Here is a 16,659-nt window from a genome sequence, read left to right as displayed (position 1 = left end):
ACTGAAAGCATATTTTAAACCTTGAGTCAGACCGTCAATCTAACAATTTTTAACAGCCACAATTCCATAAAATTCCGTAATTTTGCACATCGTGATTTTCATGTAAAGTCACCCCAAATTATGAGCGAATCTAAAGAATATATAGAAGTTTACGGAGCCAGAGAACACAATCTTAAAAACATTGATGTTAAAATTCCGCGCAATGAACTGGTGGTAATCACAGGACTTTCAGGAAGCGGAAAATCTTCACTGGCTTTTGATACCATTTTTGCTGAGGGACAGCGCCGTTACATCGAAACATTTTCTGCTTATGCCAGACAGTTTTTAGGTGGATTGGAACGTCCTGATGTTGATAAAATCGAAGGACTATCTCCCGTGATCGCAATCGAGCAGAAAACAACCAACAAAAATCCCCGTTCAACCGTAGGAACTGTTACTGAATTGTACGATTATCTGCGTCTTCTATTCGCAAGAGTTTCAGATGCTTATTCTCAGACGACAGGAAAAAAGCTGGTAAGTTATACTGAAGATCAGATTCTGGATGCCATTAAAGAAAATTATAAAGGCGAAAAAATAATGCTGATGGCGCCGGTTGTACGTTCAAGAAAGGGACATTACCATGAACTTTTCGTGCAGATGGCCAAAAAAGGGTACGGGCAGGCAAGAATCGACGGTGAACTTCAGGATATTGAATACGATTTGAAACTTGACCGTTACAAAACCCACGACATCGATATCGTTGTAGACCGTTGGATCATCGGTGAATCTGCTTCGGAGTCAAGAATGGAAAAATCCCTGCGAACTGCGATGGAAATGGGCGAAGGTCTGATCGGAATTCAGAAACTGGGAACAACAGACATTGAGTATTTTTCTAAAAATTTAATGGATGCCGAAACCGGTCATTCACTGGCCTTACCGGAGCCGAATACATTTTCATTCAATTCTCCGAAGGGAAGCTGCCCAAGCTGTAAAGGCTTGGGAACTATCAAAAAAATCAACACCGATTATTTTGTTGAAAATCCTAAATTATCAATCAATCAGGGAGGTCTGCTGCCTTTGGAAGATATTAAATCCAACAAATACATCCTTTCACAGATCAAAAATATTCTTGAAATATTTGGTCTGAGCCTGTCAACTCCGTTCAAAGATATTCCGGCCGAAGCTCTGGATTATATGTACAACGGATGTCACAAAGAATTCAATAAAGATTTAAAATACGCAGGAATTACCAAGAAAATCAAAGTAAGTTTTGATGGTTTAATTCCTTTTATGGAAGAACTGATCGAGGAAAGAGAATCTTACGAAGCGATTTTACTCGAGAGACATTTCACCACAGAAGAAACCTGTCCTGAATGTAAAGGTGCACGTCTTCAGGCATCAAGTTTAAGTTTTAAAATTGACGGAAAAAATATCGCTGAAATCAATGGCTTAAGTTTATCTGATCTGAAAGACTGGCTAAGAGACGTAAAAGATAAATTTTCAGAGAAAAACGGAATTATTGCTCACGAAATTTTAAAGGAAATCGAAACCAGACTTCAGTTTTTGCTGGATGTCGGTTTGGATTATCTAAGTTTAAGTAGAAGCTCAAAAACCCTTTCAGGTGGAGAATCCCAGAGAATCCGTCTGGCAACACAAATCGGCTCTCAGCTTGTAAATGTTCTTTATATTCTGGATGAACCAAGCATCGGTTTACACCAGAGAGACAACGAAAGACTGATCAACTCCCTGAAAAATCTCCGTGACATCGGAAACTCTGTTTTGGTGGTGGAACACGACAAAGATATGATTATGGAAGCCGACGAAGTTTTGGATATCGGTCCGAGAGCTGGTAAATTCGGAGGCGAAATTCTTTGGCAGGGAAAACCGAAAGACTTGCTGAAAGCCGACACCATCACTGCAGATTACATCAACGGAAAGAGAAAAATTGCCATTCCGCAAGTAAGAAGAGAAGGAAATGGAAAAAGTATAGTTTTAAAAGGTGCAACAGGAAATAATCTTAAAAATGTAACGCTTGATATTCCGTTGGGAAAACTCGTGGTTGTAACCGGAATTTCAGGAAGCGGAAAATCATCTCTGATTAACGGAACTTTATATCCGATTCTGAACAAGCATTTCTACAGAGCCGTTCAGGAACCTTTGCCATTCAAAAAAATTGAAGGTCTTGACAATATCGATAAGATTGTTGATGTTGACCAGACACCGATAGGCAGAACGCCGCGCTCAAATCCTGCGACTTACACAGGAATGTTTACAGACATCCGAAATTTATTTTCAGAATTGCCTGAATCTAAAATCCGTGGTTACAAGCCCGGAAGATTTTCTTTCAACGTGAAAGGCGGACGGTGCGAAACCTGTCAGGGAGGCGGTTTAAAGGTTATTGAAATGAACTTTTTACCCGATGTTTATGTTCACTGTGAAACCTGCAACGGAAAACGTTTCAACAGAGAAACACTGGAAGTCCGTTACAAAGGAAAATCGATTTCAGATGTACTGGAAATGACGATTGATGAAGCTGTAGATTTCTTCCAGCCGATTCCAAAGATTTTTGCAAGAGTGAAAACTCTGCAGGATGTCGGTTTGGGTTACATCACGATGGGGCAGCAGTCAACAACGCTTTCCGGCGGTGAGGCTCAGCGTATCAAACTGGCTACAGAGCTTGCAAAAAGACAGACAGGAAATACGCTTTATATTCTTGACGAACCAACAACTGGACTTCATTTTGAAGACGTGAAAATCCTGATGGATGCGATAAATAAACTGGTGGAATTAGGAAATTCATTCATCATCATCGAACACAATATGGATGTCATTAAACTGGCCGATCATATTATCGATGTAGGTCCTGAAGGAGGAAAACATGGCGGTGAAATTATTGCAAAAGGAACGCCTGAAGAAATTATCAAATCTAAAAAATCTCTGACAGGGAAGTATCTGAAAAAGGAGATGTAAAATATTAATCACATAATGAGGAAAACCACAATGCAAATTGTGGTTTTTTTATTTATTTTTGGGGAAAACGAATAAAAATGAAACTCGTAGCAATCTATATAAAAAAGAACTTCCTTTTTTCTGAAACACAAACAATTAATCTAGGAGGAAAATATTTCTATAAGATATCTGCAAAAGAAAATATAGAAAATCAACATAATATTACGAGAGCAGAAAATCCAAATTTTATAGAGGGATTTTGGGGAGAAAATATATCTATGGTGTCTGCAATTGTTGGGGAAAATGGATCAGGAAAAACAAATGTGCTTAAAATAATTAATAGTGATTTTCGTGAAAACTCAAAATATATTTTACTTTATGAAGATGGTAATACTTGTTATATTCAAAACAGAACAGGAAATAAAGATAAAAATGAGAATATTATAAATGCTAGTAATGATATTTTCATTGCTAGTGGTTTTGTATTAGACGAATTTAAAACATCATTGCATGAAAGCTTATATTTTTCTAATGCTTACGACAGAGGAATTAAAAAAATTAGTTCTTTTCTTCCTTTAAATTCTAAAAATATAGATGATAGTATTAACGAAATTGAAGATAGAAATCTTCTTTTGCAAATTCAATTGATGAACAATCCTATTATTGATGATTTAAAAAAAGCTTATCAAGATTTTCCAAAGTTTGATTTTTTACAAATAAAATCAAATCCACTTTCAAAATGGGACTTGAGAAAAATTTATATTGATACGAATATTGGTTTTACGAATATTCTAAAAAAAATTAGAGATGATTTCGACCATGACTTCGAAAGATTAATTGAGAGATTAAATGAAGACAAATTTGAAAAAGAAGAAATTATAAAGGAAATACAATTTAATAGGTTTATTATTGAAATATCAGATACTCCAAATCTGCTTCGCATATTTACAGACATAATCTCAAATGCTCTAAATTCAGAAATTCATGTTGAAACTACAATAGAACAACACTATTTTAATCTTCCAAAAAAAATTACTTTAACCAAAAATAACAATGAGGAAATTGATGGAATTACCTTTCGAGATTTAAATCAGAATCACAAAGAAAGGTTGTATTCAATTATACAAAATATTGAAACTGCAGCAAGTACTACAAATTTATTAGATGAAGTTTGGAAAAAATATCCAATATTTACCAATTCAAATTCTGGAAAAACACATGAAGAAGGTAATTTATTGAAAAATTTTGAAGTGAATATCCTTTCTTTACTTATATTGAATGACACTTTTGCCATTACTGGATTAGAAGCTAACTTCAAACAATATAACTACAATAATGTTAGAAATTTAATCAATAGTAACGAAGATAATTTTGAAGCAATATTAAATCAATTTTTACACAAATACTTTGCGCAAAATCATGGTTTCATTTATAAAAAAATACTAGAAAAATTTGGAAATGAATTACTGAATGCTGATGAAACATTGATAAAAGAAGAAATATTAAAATATGGAATCTCTTCCAATGGAATTAAAATAGATGATGTTCGTAGAAAAATGAATAACGATTTACAAGGAATTTTCTCAATAAGAAACATTTATTATTTTTTAAAAGAAAATTTATCTGATAGCGAAATAAAATTCGATTTAGCAGCACAAGATATGCTCGTGAAAATGCAAAACTTTCTTGCTCTAAATCAAGGTATAAGAACTTATTTTAATTCTTTACCTAGTAATGAAAAAGAACTTTTTTATTACGATATCGGCAAAAATTTCTCATATGGTGAAAAGTCTCTTTTAAATCTTTTTGCTCAGTTTTTTGAGTTTAAAGTTCAAGAGAATATAAAGCATTACGGTTGGCAAAATTTGAATATTTTACTTGACGAAGCTGATTTAGGCTTTCATCCTGAATGGAAAAGAAAATTTATATACGCAATCACAACTGTATTTTCAGTTTTATTTTCAGATGAAAATCTCCAAATAATAATAACAACACACGATCCTTTAACTTTATCTGACATTCCAAATAGCAATGTTGTTTATTTAAAAAAAGAACGAGATAAAACAAGAGTACTAGATCAAAAAGATAAACCAAAGCAGTCTTTTGGTGCAAATATTACCGATTTACTTGCTGATAGCTTTTTTATTAGCGATGGCTTAATTGGAGATTTTGCAAAGGGGAAGATTGAGAATACAATTCGATGGATAAACATTGAAAAATATAAAAAAAATAGTATTTCTCAGCAACCTTATAAAATTGATGAGGATGAGTATGAAAAATATAAAAAGATTATCGAACTTATTGATGAGAAAATAGTTAAAATGAAACTTGCTGAAATGATTGATGAATTGAAACCTGAAAAAGATTTTCAAAAAGAGTTAGCTGAAAAAGAAATAGAATATTTAAAAAATAAATTTGGCTTATAATGTTTAAATTAAACCCCAATCCTAGAGCAGTTAAATTTTACTATGAAAAAGTTTCTGAAATAATTGATAAAATAATTGATGAAAGAATAGCTAGTGGGCTTTTAGAAATTTCTACAAGAAAGTTCCTAAAACAATATAAAAACATTCTTATTCAAGGAAAACCTGAATTGCTTTTAAAAGTTCATCAAAAATTTAAAAATACAATTACTGATCAAAACACCGAAAATTTGAAAACTTGTTTTAAAGAAAGAGCCTACAAAGAACATTTTCAAAGATATTTTGGTAAAGAATTTTTAAATTTATTAAATATTGATACCTGCGTTTATTGTAACAGAAATTATACATTACAATTTGATCTAGAAAGCAATCACACTCGCGCTCAGTTAGACCATTGGTTTCCAAAGGCTGATTTTCCAATTCTGGCATTAAGTTTTTACAATTTGATACCAAGTTGTTCTTCTTGTAATCATATTAAAGGGCAAGCAAAAGAATATGATTGGGAAAAAGCATTAGAAAATTTAGTTCATCCATATTCTGATTCAATAGATTTTTCTTTTAGTTATGATTTTGATAAATACAATGAACCAAAAATTTGGCTTGTACAGAATAATTCAAATCTTAAAAATGAACAAACAATCAAATTTAATAAGTTGAGAGAAATATATGAAGCACAGTCTGGCAAAGAATTGAAAGATCTTTATGATTTACGCTATAAATATTCTCAAAACTATTTAGACATTCTTTGTAACAAAACTTTTGAAGGTTTAAGTCTATCTCAAGAAGAAGCGTACAGAATGGTATTTGGCATAGAAATTAAGAAAGATGATTACCACAAAAGACCCTTCTCAAAATTTAAGCATGATATCATTGAAGAGCTCAAAAAAAACATTTAAGTCAATTATAATCATTCCAATGTTAACTTTTCAATTATTTTAGAAATTTAAACCATTGAAAATCAATATTTTAATTTTCAATGTTAACCCAATGTTAACTGAATGTAAAATTTATATGAATTTATTTATATATCTTTGAATTAGAAAATAAGAAACAACAACAATTAACTCTAAAAATTAAAGACATATGAAAAATAAAATTCAAATATTCGCAGCTTCACTTTTCGTATTTGCATTTGCATCCATTTTTAATACTGCGAAAGCTCAGATATCTTCAGACAATACCATCAAAGAAGTTCAGCTGGCTAAGGCCGACGCTTTTAATGAAATCAGAAACCAGCTGATGGCCAATTTTGATTTTACCAATCAGGATTACCAGCAGGGAATTGTAAATTCTGAAGTGAAATTTGATGTTTCGGAAAACGGAAAAATCATCAATGTAAAATCTAAAGGAGATTGCAAAGTGGTAAGCAAAGAGATTGAAAAAATCCTCAGCAACCTTCACTACAGAATTGATTCATCGAAAATGAACGAAAAAATGCTTGCCTCAAGTTTCGTAATGCCTGTAAGAGTGGATATCAACAACAGATAAATGACTTATCATATATTTTTCAGAACTGCCTTCACGGGCAGTTTTTTATTGCCGTTAATTCATTAAATTTGATGTTTAAAATTTAGATTTTGGAAGAGATACTGAATGTGGTGTTCCGCTCACTTTGCGTTTACCTTTTTATGGTGATCGCCATTCGTGTGTTTGGTAAAAACCAGCTGTCACAGCTCAATGCCGGTGATGTGGTTTTGCTGCTTCTTATTTCAAATGCCGTTCAGAATGCCATGGTTGGTCCTGATACTTCGCTTCAGGGCGGGATTATCGCAGCTCTCGTACTTTTTGCAGCCAATTTTGTTTTGAAACGGATCATGTTTAAAAATCCAAAATTTAAAAGTTTTCTGGAAGAAGATCCTGTGATTCTGATAAGAGACGGAAAGATTGATGAACCTGCTTTAAACAGAGTGAAAATTACTGAAGATGAACTGGAAGAATCCATAAGAGAACACGGTGTTGATGGAATTAAAAATGTTAGACTCTCCATTCTTGAAGTGGATGGCAACATCAGTGTTGTATCTATGGATAAGACCGGAGAACAGACCCATTACACCAGAATAAAACGAAAAAATAAAAGAAAATATCACTAAAAAATGTATTACGAATTACGGGAAATGCGTCCGGGAGATGAGAAACGGGTTCTGGAAATCTTTCAGCAGGGAATTGACGGTGGAATTGCCACTTTCGAAACAACGGTTCCTACAGAAGAAGCGTGGGATATGGAGTTCTTGAACGACTGCCGCTGGATTCTTGAAAACGGAAAAAGTGAAGTGATCGGATGGTGTGCACTGAAGTCGGTCAGCAAAAGAGACTGTTTCAAAGGTGTTGCAGAGATCAGCATTTATTTTGATAACGCGTATCAGGGAAAAGGACTCGGAACAATGTTATTGAGAAAATTAATCGCCGACAGTGAAGAACATGGTTTCTGGACATTGCAGGCCAACATATTTCCGGAAAATGAAATTTCAATACATTTTCATCAGAAATTTGGATTCAAAATTCTTGGTACCAGAGAAAAACTGGGAAAACTCGATGGGAAATGGAAGGATGTCGTCATGCTTGAAAGACGCAGTGAGATTATATTTTAACATAAAACGTTATAAAGTTTCTTAAAAATTACTGTATTTACAATCATAAACTGTTATTGGCATTTTCATTGTTGCTTTTTTTTCAGAAATTTAAAAACAATGGAAATATGAAGAGTTTTGTTAAAATTTTAGGAGCATTTCTCCTGCTGGTCTTTTCTGCAAGCTTTAATACTGTAGATGCTCAGAGACATCATAAACATAAAAAACATCATTTCAAATCTGCTAAACATTATCATAAAAGAGCAGCTCATCATCACAGAAGACCTGCCAGATATGTTACCCATTACAGAAAACCTGTAAGACACAGATATTACCGTCCTGTAGTGCATCACAGACCTGTAAGACAATATTACAGACACGTACCGCCAAGACAGACAGTAATTGTGATTAATCGCTAATAAAAAAAATCGACTGTTTCAGAGAAGCAGCCGGTTTTGTTTTTTCTACATTTTACTTTTGATAGGATCGAGGAAGGTATTGAAAATCATGATATCCTGCCCAAACTTCATTTCGATGCGGTCTGCAATATTCTGAAGTTCACTTTTGATAAAATCTTCACGGTACTCAGCATCATCAAAGATGAGCAGAAGATTGTAGTTTTTACCCTCTTCAATAAAGTCGCTCTGTACTTCAGAAAGAATATATTTATTGACGTCAAGAAGATTTTCTGTCATAAGAAACAACTCTTCGTCAACATATTTTGTCCATTCTTCAAGGTTGTTTTTGGGGCAGTGAAAGGTAATACTGAGAACACTCATATTTTATGATTTATTTAATATTTTAGATGCAATTCTCAGGCAAAAATCGGTATTTTTTTCTTAAATTAGCACGTTATAATTTAGCCGAAATAAATATTTTTCAGATGTGTGAATAACGCTCTGATTATCATAATAATAAACTTTTATATGCAAAAAGAAGGAGAAAGACTGATTCCTATTAACATTGTTGATGAAATGAAGTCATCTTACATCGACTATTCTATGTCGGTAATTGTTTCCAGAGCACTTCCGGACGTGAGAGATGGCCTTAAACCTGTACACAGAAGGGTATTGTACGGTATGTATGGATTAGGGGTTTTTTCAAACAGAAAATATTTAAAATCTGCCAGAATCGTTGGAGACGTTTTAGGTAAATATCACCCTCACGGTGACTCTTCAGTTTACGATGCCATGGTAAGAATGGCTCAGGACTGGAGCTTACGTTATCCACAGGTTGATGGGCAGGGTAACTTCGGTTCAATGGATGGAGATCCACCTGCAGCAATGCGTTACACCGAGGCAAGACTTAAGAAAATTTCAGACGAAATTTTATCTGATCTTGATAAAGAAACGGTAGACTTTCAAAATAACTTTGACGACAGTTTAACTGAACCAAGCGTAATGCCTTCGAAAATTCCTAACCTTTTGGTAAACGGAACTTCAGGTATTGCTGTTGGTATGGCCACCAATATGGCGCCGCATAACTTAACTGAGTCGATCAATGCAATCTGTGCTTATATCGATAACAGAGAAATCACTATTGATGAACTGATGCAGCACATCATTGCTCCGGATTTCCCTACCGGTGGTATTATCTATGGTTACGACGGTGTGAGAGATGCTTTCCATACAGGAAGAGGACGTGTAGTTTTAAGAGCTAAAGTAGGTTTTGAAGAAGTTCACAACCGAAATGCGATTATCGTAAGCGAAATTCCGTATCAGGTGAACAAAGCAGAGATGATTGCCAGAACTGCGGAGTTGGTGAAAGACGATAAAATTCCTGGAATCTACGAAATCAGAGATGAATCTGACAGAAGAGGTATGCGTATCGTATACGAACTAAAGAATGATGCTATTCCGAATGTGGTTTTAAATATGCTTTATAAATATACGTCGCTTCAGACGTCTTTCAGTGTAAACAATATTGCATTGGTACACGGAAGACCGGAGCAGTTGAATGTAAAGGATATTATTCACCATTTTGTAGAGCACAGACATGAAATAATCGTAAGAAGAACTCAGTACGAGCTTAGAAAAGCGAAGGAGAGAGCTCATATTCTTGAAGGTTTCATGAAAGTGATCGGAACTCAGGATGCTTTAGATAAAGCCATTTCCATCATACGTCACTCTTCCAATCCGCAGGCTGCGAAAGAAGGTTTGATGACGGAATTTGAACTTTCAGACATTCAGGCTCAGGCAATTCTTGACTTACGTCTTGCACGTCTTACAGGAATGGAGCTCGACAAAATCCGTGATGAGTACGATGCAATTATGAAAGAAATTGCAAACCTCGAAGATATCTTAGCTAATGAAGGAAGAAGATTCGAGATTATTAAGGAAGAATTGGTTGAAGTAAGAGAGAAATACGGCGACGAAAGAAGAACTGAAATCGACTATTCAGGAGGTGAAATGTCTATCGAAGACATCATCCCGAACGAAGAGGTGGTTCTTACCATTTCTCACGCAGGGTACGTGAAGAGAACGTTGCTTTCAGAATACAAAGTTCAGAGCAGAGGTGGCGTTGGTAATAAAGCGGCGACAACAAGAGATTCAGATTTCCTGGAATATATTGTTTCGGCAACCAACCACCAGTATATGTTATTCTTCACCGAAAAGGGAAGATGTTACTGGCTGAGAGTTTTTGAAATTCCGGAAGGATCAAAAATATCAAAAGGAAGAGCAGTTCAGAACCTGATTAATATTGAGCCTGATGATAAAATTAAAGCTTACATCAGAACCAATAATTTAAAAGATGCAGAATACGTCAACCAAATGAGTGTGGTGATGGTGACCAAAAACGGAACCATCAAAAAGACTTCACTGGAAGCATATTCAAGACCGAGAATAAACGGTGTAAATGCTATTGAAATCAGAGATAATGACCAGTTGTTAGGTGCTTATTTAACGAATGGAACATCTCAGATCATGATCGCTACCAAAAATGGAAAATGCATCCGTTTCCCTGAAGAAAAAGTAAGAGAAGTTGGAAGAAGTTCTATCGGTGTACGCGGAATTACTTTGGAAGAGAACGACGAAGTAATCGGTATGATCGTTGCAAATGATCTTGAAAACGAAACTGTTTTGGTAGTTTCTGAAAAAGGTTATGGTAAAAGAACTGCCGTTTTAGACTACAGAGAAACCAACAGAGGTGGAAAAGGGGTAATTACTTTAAATATCACCGATAAAACAGGAAACCTTATCGCTATTCAGAACGTTACTGACGACGACGGTCTAATGATCATCAACAAATCCGGTGTTGCCATCAGAATGGGAATGGATGAAATGAGAGTGATGGGTAGAAATACTCAGGGAGTAAGAATGATCAACCTGAAGAAAAATGACGAAATCGCTGCAATTGCAAAAGTTGCGATGGATAAAGATATTCCGGAGGATGAAGAATTGGAGGGAGAAAACGAAAATATAGCTGATAACCCAGAAAATGCAACAGAAGATTTGCCACAAAACGAAAATGGGGCAGAAGAAACTGAGAATTCTGATTCTGAAGAATAAATTTTAAATAAAAATAATATGAAAAAGCTGATTTTAGGGATTGCAATTTTAGCATCTTCGTTTACATTTGCTCAGAAAGATAAGGATGCCAGCGCAAAGTTTGACGCTGCCAATAAAGCAGCAATGGATGCTTTCAATGCAAAAAATTATGCTGTAGCCGCTCCGAAATTTTTGGAAGCCTATGAAATTTTAAAAGCTAATGGTAAAGCTGACGAAACGTATAAATACAACGCAGCAATTAGCTACGCAGTAAACAATAATATTCCGGAAGCTACAAAACTTTACGAAGAGTTAATTGCTGCCAATTACACTGGCGAGCAAACTACTTACACTGCAAAAGATAAACAGGGACAGGTGCAGTCCTTCGATAAAACAATGTGGACAACCCTTAAAGGAAAGTCTAAGGATTACACAGATTTTAAAGAAGAAAAAACTCCTTCTGTAGAACCTGAATTGTATGAAACATTGGCAACACTGTATCTTAACTCTAAGCAGAATGATAAAGCAGTTGCTTTAATTGAAAAAGGTCTGTCTAAATTTCCTAACAATGCCAAATTAAAAGATTTTCAGGGGACCGCTTACTATGCATCAGGTAACAATGACAAATTTGCAACGGTAATAAAGGAACAGTTGGCGAAAGATCCTAACAATGCTGAAAACTGGTATAACTTAGGTGTTCTTCAGTCAAAAAATCCTGCAAGTGCTGCAGAAGCTGAAGTCTCTTTCAAAAAAGCAATTGAGTTAAAGCCAGACTTCTCAAATGCTTATCTGAATCTTGTTTACACAACTATTGGTGACGAAGATGCTGCTGTAAAGAAAATTAACGAAACCAACAGAACTGATAAAGCTGCGGGAACGAAATTAATCGAAGAAAGAAGAGCCCGTTTTGCAAAAGCATTGCCTTACGCAGAAAGCTGGTACAAAGTACAACCGGAAAATATCGACGCCGTTTCTACGCTGAAAGATATTTACACGATTACAAAAAATACCGAAAAAGCAGCAGCAATGAAGGCGAAATTAGCTGAACTGGAAGCGAAGCAGACAAAATAATCTTAATCAGATTTCACAAAAAAACCGATGCAGAAATGTATCGGTTTTTTATTTTATTTGCCAAGTCTTCTCGAGACAACCACATCAGAAAAATATCCTCTGCCATTATTGATGATAGCCAGCAGATCTTTGTAGTAAGATTCTCCGTTTTCTTCTACAGAAGCCATCGCAAGTATGTAGGTGGTTAGCTTTTTATAATCTTCTGCTAATGTTTTCCGCAAAGACTTCATGTCTGAAACATTTTTCTGTGAAGTCTTAAACGACCTTTCAGCAAAAAGACTATTGAATGCCGCATTGGAAACTGAAAGATGGTTTACAAATTTTCCGATGGCCAACTGAGCAACAGCATTGCTGAAATCACTGCTTTCTAATCTGCTGATCAGTTGGGTGATTTGATTGGTTTCGGCTTCGCATGAATCGTTGTCCACATTTTTGTATTCCGAGAGCAACAGCTGTATTTTTTTGTAGGAATCAGCTTCCTCTGTATTTTTTGCGTTACGGTACGGTTTCAAAGAATCCCGTAATGCCTGAATGTCAGAATCTCTTTCTTTATCAAGTCTGGCAATAGCCTCAGACTCCTCGCTGGCTCTTACCTGATTTAGCCCTGCATTGTAAGCCGGAAGTTGATTTTGCAAAACCGTAAGGAGCTTTTTAGCATTCGGATCATCGTCAGGGTTTAACGAAGAAGATCCCAAATCTTCAAAAAGTCTCACGATCAGCTGCCCAAATTCTGAATGATGAAGCGCCTTTGCATAAAGGCTTTTTAATTAAATTTTACTCATAGCTCTGCTTTGTTTTTATTGCATTATAAAATTTTAAATCTACATATTGAAGGATTGAAGCAAACCATACTTAAATGGAACTTTCCCAAATTGGGACGGGGCAAAACTGTTTTAGGGGAAGCTGTCCCAAATTGGGACGGGAAGAATTGGTTTTAGTTTAAACAATCCCAAATTGGGAAAACCTAAACCAAAAGTGGGGGAGCGGAACTCTGTTTTTTTTCATCGTAATATTGTTTGTGTCTTTCAAATGTAATATAAATATCGATAGGGTGATAAATTTTTTTTTATTTTTAAATTACTGTCGATGCAATATAATTTTTTGAATGTCGTATAAAAGGTTGTCCTAACCCCGAATATTATCTGGAATAGATGGTAGCCGAAAAAATTAGGTTAAATAGAATCAGTAGAGAAAATTTAAACTAAATTCCGTTGTATTATCATTAAATTTCCACTCAAAATTTCTCCCTAAATCCTTATCTTTGGGCAAAATTATTACAAAATGATCGAGTGGAAAACCGTGAAGGAATACGACGATATTACCTATAAAAAATGCAACGGCGTAGCCAGAATTGCCTTCAACAGACCGGAAATCAGAAATGCTTTCAGACCAAAAACAACCTCAGAACTGTATGATGCTTTTTATGATGCTTCAGAAGATTCGTCTATTGGTGTAGTATTGCTTTCAGGTGAAGGACCAAGCTCTAAAGACGGAGTCTGGGCATTCTGCAGTGGCGGCGACCAAAAAGCCAGAGGTCAGCAGGGTTATGTTGGCGAAGACGGAAGACACCGTTTGAATATTCTTGAAGTTCAGCGTTTAATCCGCTTCATGCCTAAGGCTGTAATTGCAGTTGTTCCGGGATGGGCTGTAGGTGGTGGTCATTCACTTCATGTAGTTTGCGATCTTACTTTGGCGAGTAAAGAACACGCAATTTTCAAGCAGACAGATGCCGACGTAACCAGTTTTGATGGCGGTTATGGATCAGCATATTTAGCAAAAATGGTCGGACAGAAAAAAGCGCGTGAAATATTCTTTTTAGGTAGAAATTATTCAGCTCAGGAGGCTTTCGATATGGGAATGGTGAATGCTGTGATTCCTCACGATGATTTGGAAGACACTGCTTATGAATGGGCTCAGGAAATTCTGGCTAAATCTCCGACTTCCATCAGAATGCTGAAATTTGCAATGAATTTAACAGACGACGGAATGGTTGGTCAGCAGGTATTTGCAGGTGAAGCAACCCGTCTGGCTTATATGACCGAAGAAGCAAAAGAAGGCCGAAACGCTTTCCTCGAAAAAAGAAAACCGGATTTCGGAAAAGATCAGTGGATCTCTTAATATAAGTAATGAGTAATGGGTACTGTGCAATGACATATTACTCATTACTCATTGCCCATTACTCATCATTATGAAAGATTGGATACATGCCGCAAGGCTGAGAACTCTACCGCTGTCCCTAAGCGGAATTATCATGGGATCATTTATCGCAAAATGGCGACTTTACAGCGAAGGCGGAACCTGGGACTGGAAAATATTTACACTGGCACTTTTAGTAACTTTGCTTTATCAGATTCTTTCAAACTACGCCAACGATTACGGTGACGGTGTGAAAGGAACTGATGCCGTAAGAGCCACTGAAGCAGAAGCAAGAGCGGTTGCCTCAGGGAGAATTACAGCAAAACAGATGAAAAATGCAGTAATTGTATTCTCAGCGCTGTCGTTTCTTGCTACAGTTGCACTTTTATATTTGGCATTTATCCCAGAACACATGAATGAATTTTACATATTCATTGGTTTGGGTGTTGCCTGTATTTTAGCCGCAATTGGTTATACTGTCGGTAAAAAACCTTACGGATACATGGGATTGGGAGATATTTTCGTGTTCATTTTCTTTGGTTTGGTTTCCGTTTGCGGAAGTTATTTTCTGTTCACCAAGACCTTCAGCTGGGATATCTTGCTTCCAGGTGCAGCGATCGGAATGATGAGCATGGCTGTCTTAAACCTGAACAACATGAGAGACATCGAAAGCGATAGATTATCAGGTAAAAACAGTTTTGCACTGAGAATCGGTTTTAAAAATGCAATGATCTACGAAATTGTATTGCTGCAGCTTCCGGTGATCTTGATTTTTGTATTTCTATGCCTCCAGGGATTCCTTCAGACGCAACAATATTACGTGTTTATCGTGATGATTTTGCTTTTACCGATGATGAAAATTCGAAGACAGATTATGTCTGTAAAAACGCCAAGAGAGCTTGATCCTTTTCTAAAGCAGGTGGGGATCTTGACGCTGGTAATGGCTGTTTTGACGGTTTTGGGTTTAAATTATTTTGGAGTTTAATTCAAATAAAACTGGAAAATTAGGATTAAATGTTAAAAGCATATTTCTACAAAATATTGGCATGGCTCACACTCATAATTACGGTGATCTTCTATGTTTTATTATTTAAAGAATTATTTTTTTCAAATACATCTGTTTTTGAATTAAGTTTTGAAGCAATGATGTTGACGATGGTTTTAACAACTTTATCAATCTTTTCTTATAAAATTTTAGTTAATAAGCTACAGCATAACTTGATCATTGCAATTATTCAAATCTTCACTATTTTATATTGCTTTTATCTGGTTTATTATTATACTTTCAGTGATGAGCCTATCACATATGATTAAATTATTCAAGAGTAAAATCAAATTTAAAAAATAATTAAAATGAAAATACAATTCTTAGGACAAAACTGTTTTTTGTTCACTTATAAAGACAAAACGATTCTTTGCGACCCTTTTTACAACTACAAAAAGGCGGAATCAGGATTTGAAATCTCAGCTCAGAAAATAGATTATATTCTGTTGACACACGCACACGGAGATCACATTGCTGATGTGGAAGAGGTTTTGGAACATTATCCGGAAGCCACGATTATTGGAGTTCCGGAAATCTGTGGCTATTTCAACAATGCAAAAAATACAATCGATGTCAACCTCGGAGGTTCGGCAAAAATCGATGACTTAAAAATTTCAATGGTTCCTGCTCATCATACAAGTTCGTTCCCTGACGGAAGTTATGGAGGCGTTCCTGTTGGATATATATTCAGACTGCCTGAAGGCAAAAACATTTATTTGGCAGGAGATACCGGGGTAATGTCAGACATGCAGTTATTTCCTGCTCTATACGGGAATTTAGACCTATCAATTCTTCCGGTTGGAGGTCATTACACGATGTGTGCAAGAAAAGCAGCTTTCGCAGCAGCGGAATTACTGAAAACTCCAAAAGTTATCGGTTGTCATTTTGACACTTTCGCTCCGATAGAAATCGATCATCAGGAAGCACAAAAGCATTTTGCAGAAAAAAATGTGGAATTGATTTTACCGAAATTAGGAGAAACATTCGGGATATAACAAAAA

General features: G+C 35.6%; 14 protein-coding genes. 12 read left to right on the top strand and 2 right to left on the bottom strand.

Going from position 1 to position 16,659, the window contains the following annotated elements:
- Positions 1-120: 120 nt before the first annotated feature.
- The 7 genes from uvrA (at position 121) to IC610_RS03965 (ending at position 8,337) form a co-directional block, all read left to right on the top strand.
- Positions 121-2,949 (top strand): excinuclease ABC subunit UvrA, encoded by a 2,829-nt coding sequence (uvrA, locus tag IC610_RS03995; RefSeq protein ID WP_191735341.1) that lies wholly within the window; start codon positions 121-123, stop codon positions 2,947-2,949.
- A gap of 77 nt (positions 2,950-3,026) precedes the next feature.
- Entirely contained in the window at positions 3,027-5,354 is a 2,328-nt protein-coding gene (locus tag IC610_RS03990; RefSeq protein ID WP_191735340.1) for an AAA family ATPase, read from the top strand.
- Complete coding sequence (locus IC610_RS03985) at positions 5,354-6,247, top strand: HNH endonuclease (RefSeq protein WP_191735339.1); 894 nt, start codon at positions 5,354-5,356, stop codon at positions 6,245-6,247. The genes IC610_RS03990 and IC610_RS03985 overlap by 1 nt, the downstream gene beginning before the upstream one ends.
- A 187-nt stretch (positions 6,248-6,434) precedes the next feature.
- A complete protein-coding gene (locus tag IC610_RS03980) occupies positions 6,435-6,839 on the top strand; it encodes a hypothetical protein (protein ID WP_191735338.1) in 405 nt (134 codons plus the stop codon).
- A gap of 89 nt (positions 6,840-6,928) precedes the next feature.
- Positions 6,929-7,441 (top strand): DUF421 domain-containing protein, encoded by a 513-nt coding sequence (locus tag IC610_RS03975; RefSeq protein WP_191735337.1) that lies wholly within the window; start codon positions 6,929-6,931, stop codon positions 7,439-7,441.
- 3 nt (positions 7,442-7,444) lie between these two features.
- Complete coding sequence (locus IC610_RS03970) at positions 7,445-7,939, top strand: GNAT family N-acetyltransferase (RefSeq protein ID WP_191735336.1); 495 nt, start codon at positions 7,445-7,447, stop codon at positions 7,937-7,939.
- A gap of 107 nt (positions 7,940-8,046) precedes the next feature.
- Positions 8,047-8,337: a hypothetical protein gene (locus IC610_RS03965; RefSeq protein WP_191735335.1), complete on the top strand. Its 291-nt coding sequence runs from the start codon at positions 8,047-8,049 to the stop codon at positions 8,335-8,337.
- A 45-nt stretch (positions 8,338-8,382) separates the two neighbouring features.
- Here IC610_RS03965 and IC610_RS03960 read toward each other — a convergent pair whose 3' ends face one another.
- Positions 8,383-8,697, bottom strand: coding sequence for a DUF4286 family protein (locus tag IC610_RS03960; protein WP_191735334.1), 315 nt, complete (start codon positions 8,695-8,697; stop codon positions 8,383-8,385).
- A gap of 147 nt (positions 8,698-8,844) precedes the next feature.
- On the opposite strand from IC610_RS03960, the gene gyrA reads away from it, so the two are divergent.
- Both gyrA and IC610_RS03950 read left to right on the top strand, forming a co-directional pair.
- Complete coding sequence (gene gyrA, locus IC610_RS03955; protein ID WP_191735333.1) at positions 8,845-11,427, top strand: DNA gyrase subunit A; 2,583 nt, start codon at positions 8,845-8,847, stop codon at positions 11,425-11,427.
- An 18-nt stretch (positions 11,428-11,445) separates the two neighbouring features.
- Positions 11,446-12,477, top strand: coding sequence for a tetratricopeptide repeat protein (locus tag IC610_RS03950; RefSeq protein WP_191735332.1), 1,032 nt, complete (start codon positions 11,446-11,448; stop codon positions 12,475-12,477).
- Positions 12,478-12,530: 53 nt separating this feature from the next.
- Here IC610_RS03950 and IC610_RS03945 read toward each other — a convergent pair whose 3' ends face one another.
- Positions 12,531-13,190 (bottom strand): DUF6261 family protein, encoded by a 660-nt coding sequence (locus IC610_RS03945; protein ID WP_191735331.1) that lies wholly within the window; start codon positions 13,188-13,190, stop codon positions 12,531-12,533.
- Between the two features lie 568 nt (positions 13,191-13,758).
- Here IC610_RS03945 and IC610_RS03940 point away from each other — a divergent pair.
- The 3 genes from IC610_RS03940 (at position 13,759) to IC610_RS03930 (ending at position 16,653) form a co-directional block, all read left to right on the top strand.
- Positions 13,759-14,595, top strand: a complete 837-nt coding sequence (locus IC610_RS03940) for a 1,4-dihydroxy-2-naphthoyl-CoA synthase (RefSeq protein WP_191735330.1) — start codon at positions 13,759-13,761, stop codon at positions 14,593-14,595.
- Positions 14,596-14,665: 70 nt separating this feature from the next.
- Entirely contained in the window at positions 14,666-15,598 is a 933-nt protein-coding gene (menA, locus tag IC610_RS03935) for a 1,4-dihydroxy-2-naphthoate octaprenyltransferase (RefSeq protein WP_191735329.1), read from the top strand.
- A 368-nt stretch (positions 15,599-15,966) separates the two neighbouring features.
- Positions 15,967-16,653 carry a metal-dependent hydrolase gene (locus IC610_RS03930; protein WP_191735328.1) on the top strand — a complete coding sequence of 229 codons (687 nt, stop codon included), beginning with the start codon at positions 15,967-15,969 and terminating at the stop codon, positions 16,651-16,653.
- Positions 16,654-16,659: the final 6 nt, after the last annotated feature.

Origin of the sequence: Chryseobacterium caseinilyticum, assembly GCF_014837145.1 — a bacterium.
Lineage (GTDB): Bacteria > Bacteroidota > Bacteroidia > Flavobacteriales > Weeksellaceae > Chryseobacterium > Chryseobacterium caseinilyticum.
Note: the sequence above shows the minus strand (reverse complement) of the source record. Positions and strands in the feature narration are given on the sequence as shown.

Excerpts from the sequence above, each read along its gene's own strand:
- uvrA (WP_191735341.1), top strand. The coding sequence starts at position 121 with ATGAGCGAATCTAAAGAATATATAGAAGTTTACGGAGCCAGAGAACAC.
- IC610_RS03990 (WP_191735340.1), top strand. The coding sequence starts at position 3,027 with ATGAAACTCGTAGCAATCTATATAAAAAAGAACTTCCTTTTTTCTGAA.
- IC610_RS03985 (WP_191735339.1), top strand. The coding sequence starts at position 5,354 with ATGTTTAAATTAAACCCCAATCCTAGAGCAGTTAAATTTTACTATGAA.
- IC610_RS03980 (WP_191735338.1), top strand. The coding sequence starts at position 6,435 with ATGAAAAATAAAATTCAAATATTCGCAGCTTCACTTTTCGTATTTGCA.
- IC610_RS03970 (WP_191735336.1), top strand. The coding sequence starts at position 7,445 with ATGTATTACGAATTACGGGAAATGCGTCCGGGAGATGAGAAACGGGTT.
- IC610_RS03965 (WP_191735335.1), top strand. The coding sequence starts at position 8,047 with ATGAAGAGTTTTGTTAAAATTTTAGGAGCATTTCTCCTGCTGGTCTTT.
- IC610_RS03960 (WP_191735334.1), bottom strand. The coding sequence starts at position 8,697 with ATGAGTGTTCTCAGTATTACCTTTCACTGCCCCAAAAACAACCTTGAA.
- gyrA (WP_191735333.1), top strand. The coding sequence starts at position 8,845 with ATGCAAAAAGAAGGAGAAAGACTGATTCCTATTAACATTGTTGATGAA.
- IC610_RS03950 (WP_191735332.1), top strand. The coding sequence starts at position 11,446 with ATGAAAAAGCTGATTTTAGGGATTGCAATTTTAGCATCTTCGTTTACA.
- IC610_RS03940 (WP_191735330.1), top strand. The coding sequence starts at position 13,759 with ATGATCGAGTGGAAAACCGTGAAGGAATACGACGATATTACCTATAAA.
- menA (WP_191735329.1), top strand. The coding sequence starts at position 14,666 with ATGAAAGATTGGATACATGCCGCAAGGCTGAGAACTCTACCGCTGTCC.
- IC610_RS03930 (WP_191735328.1), top strand. The coding sequence starts at position 15,967 with ATGAAAATACAATTCTTAGGACAAAACTGTTTTTTGTTCACTTATAAA.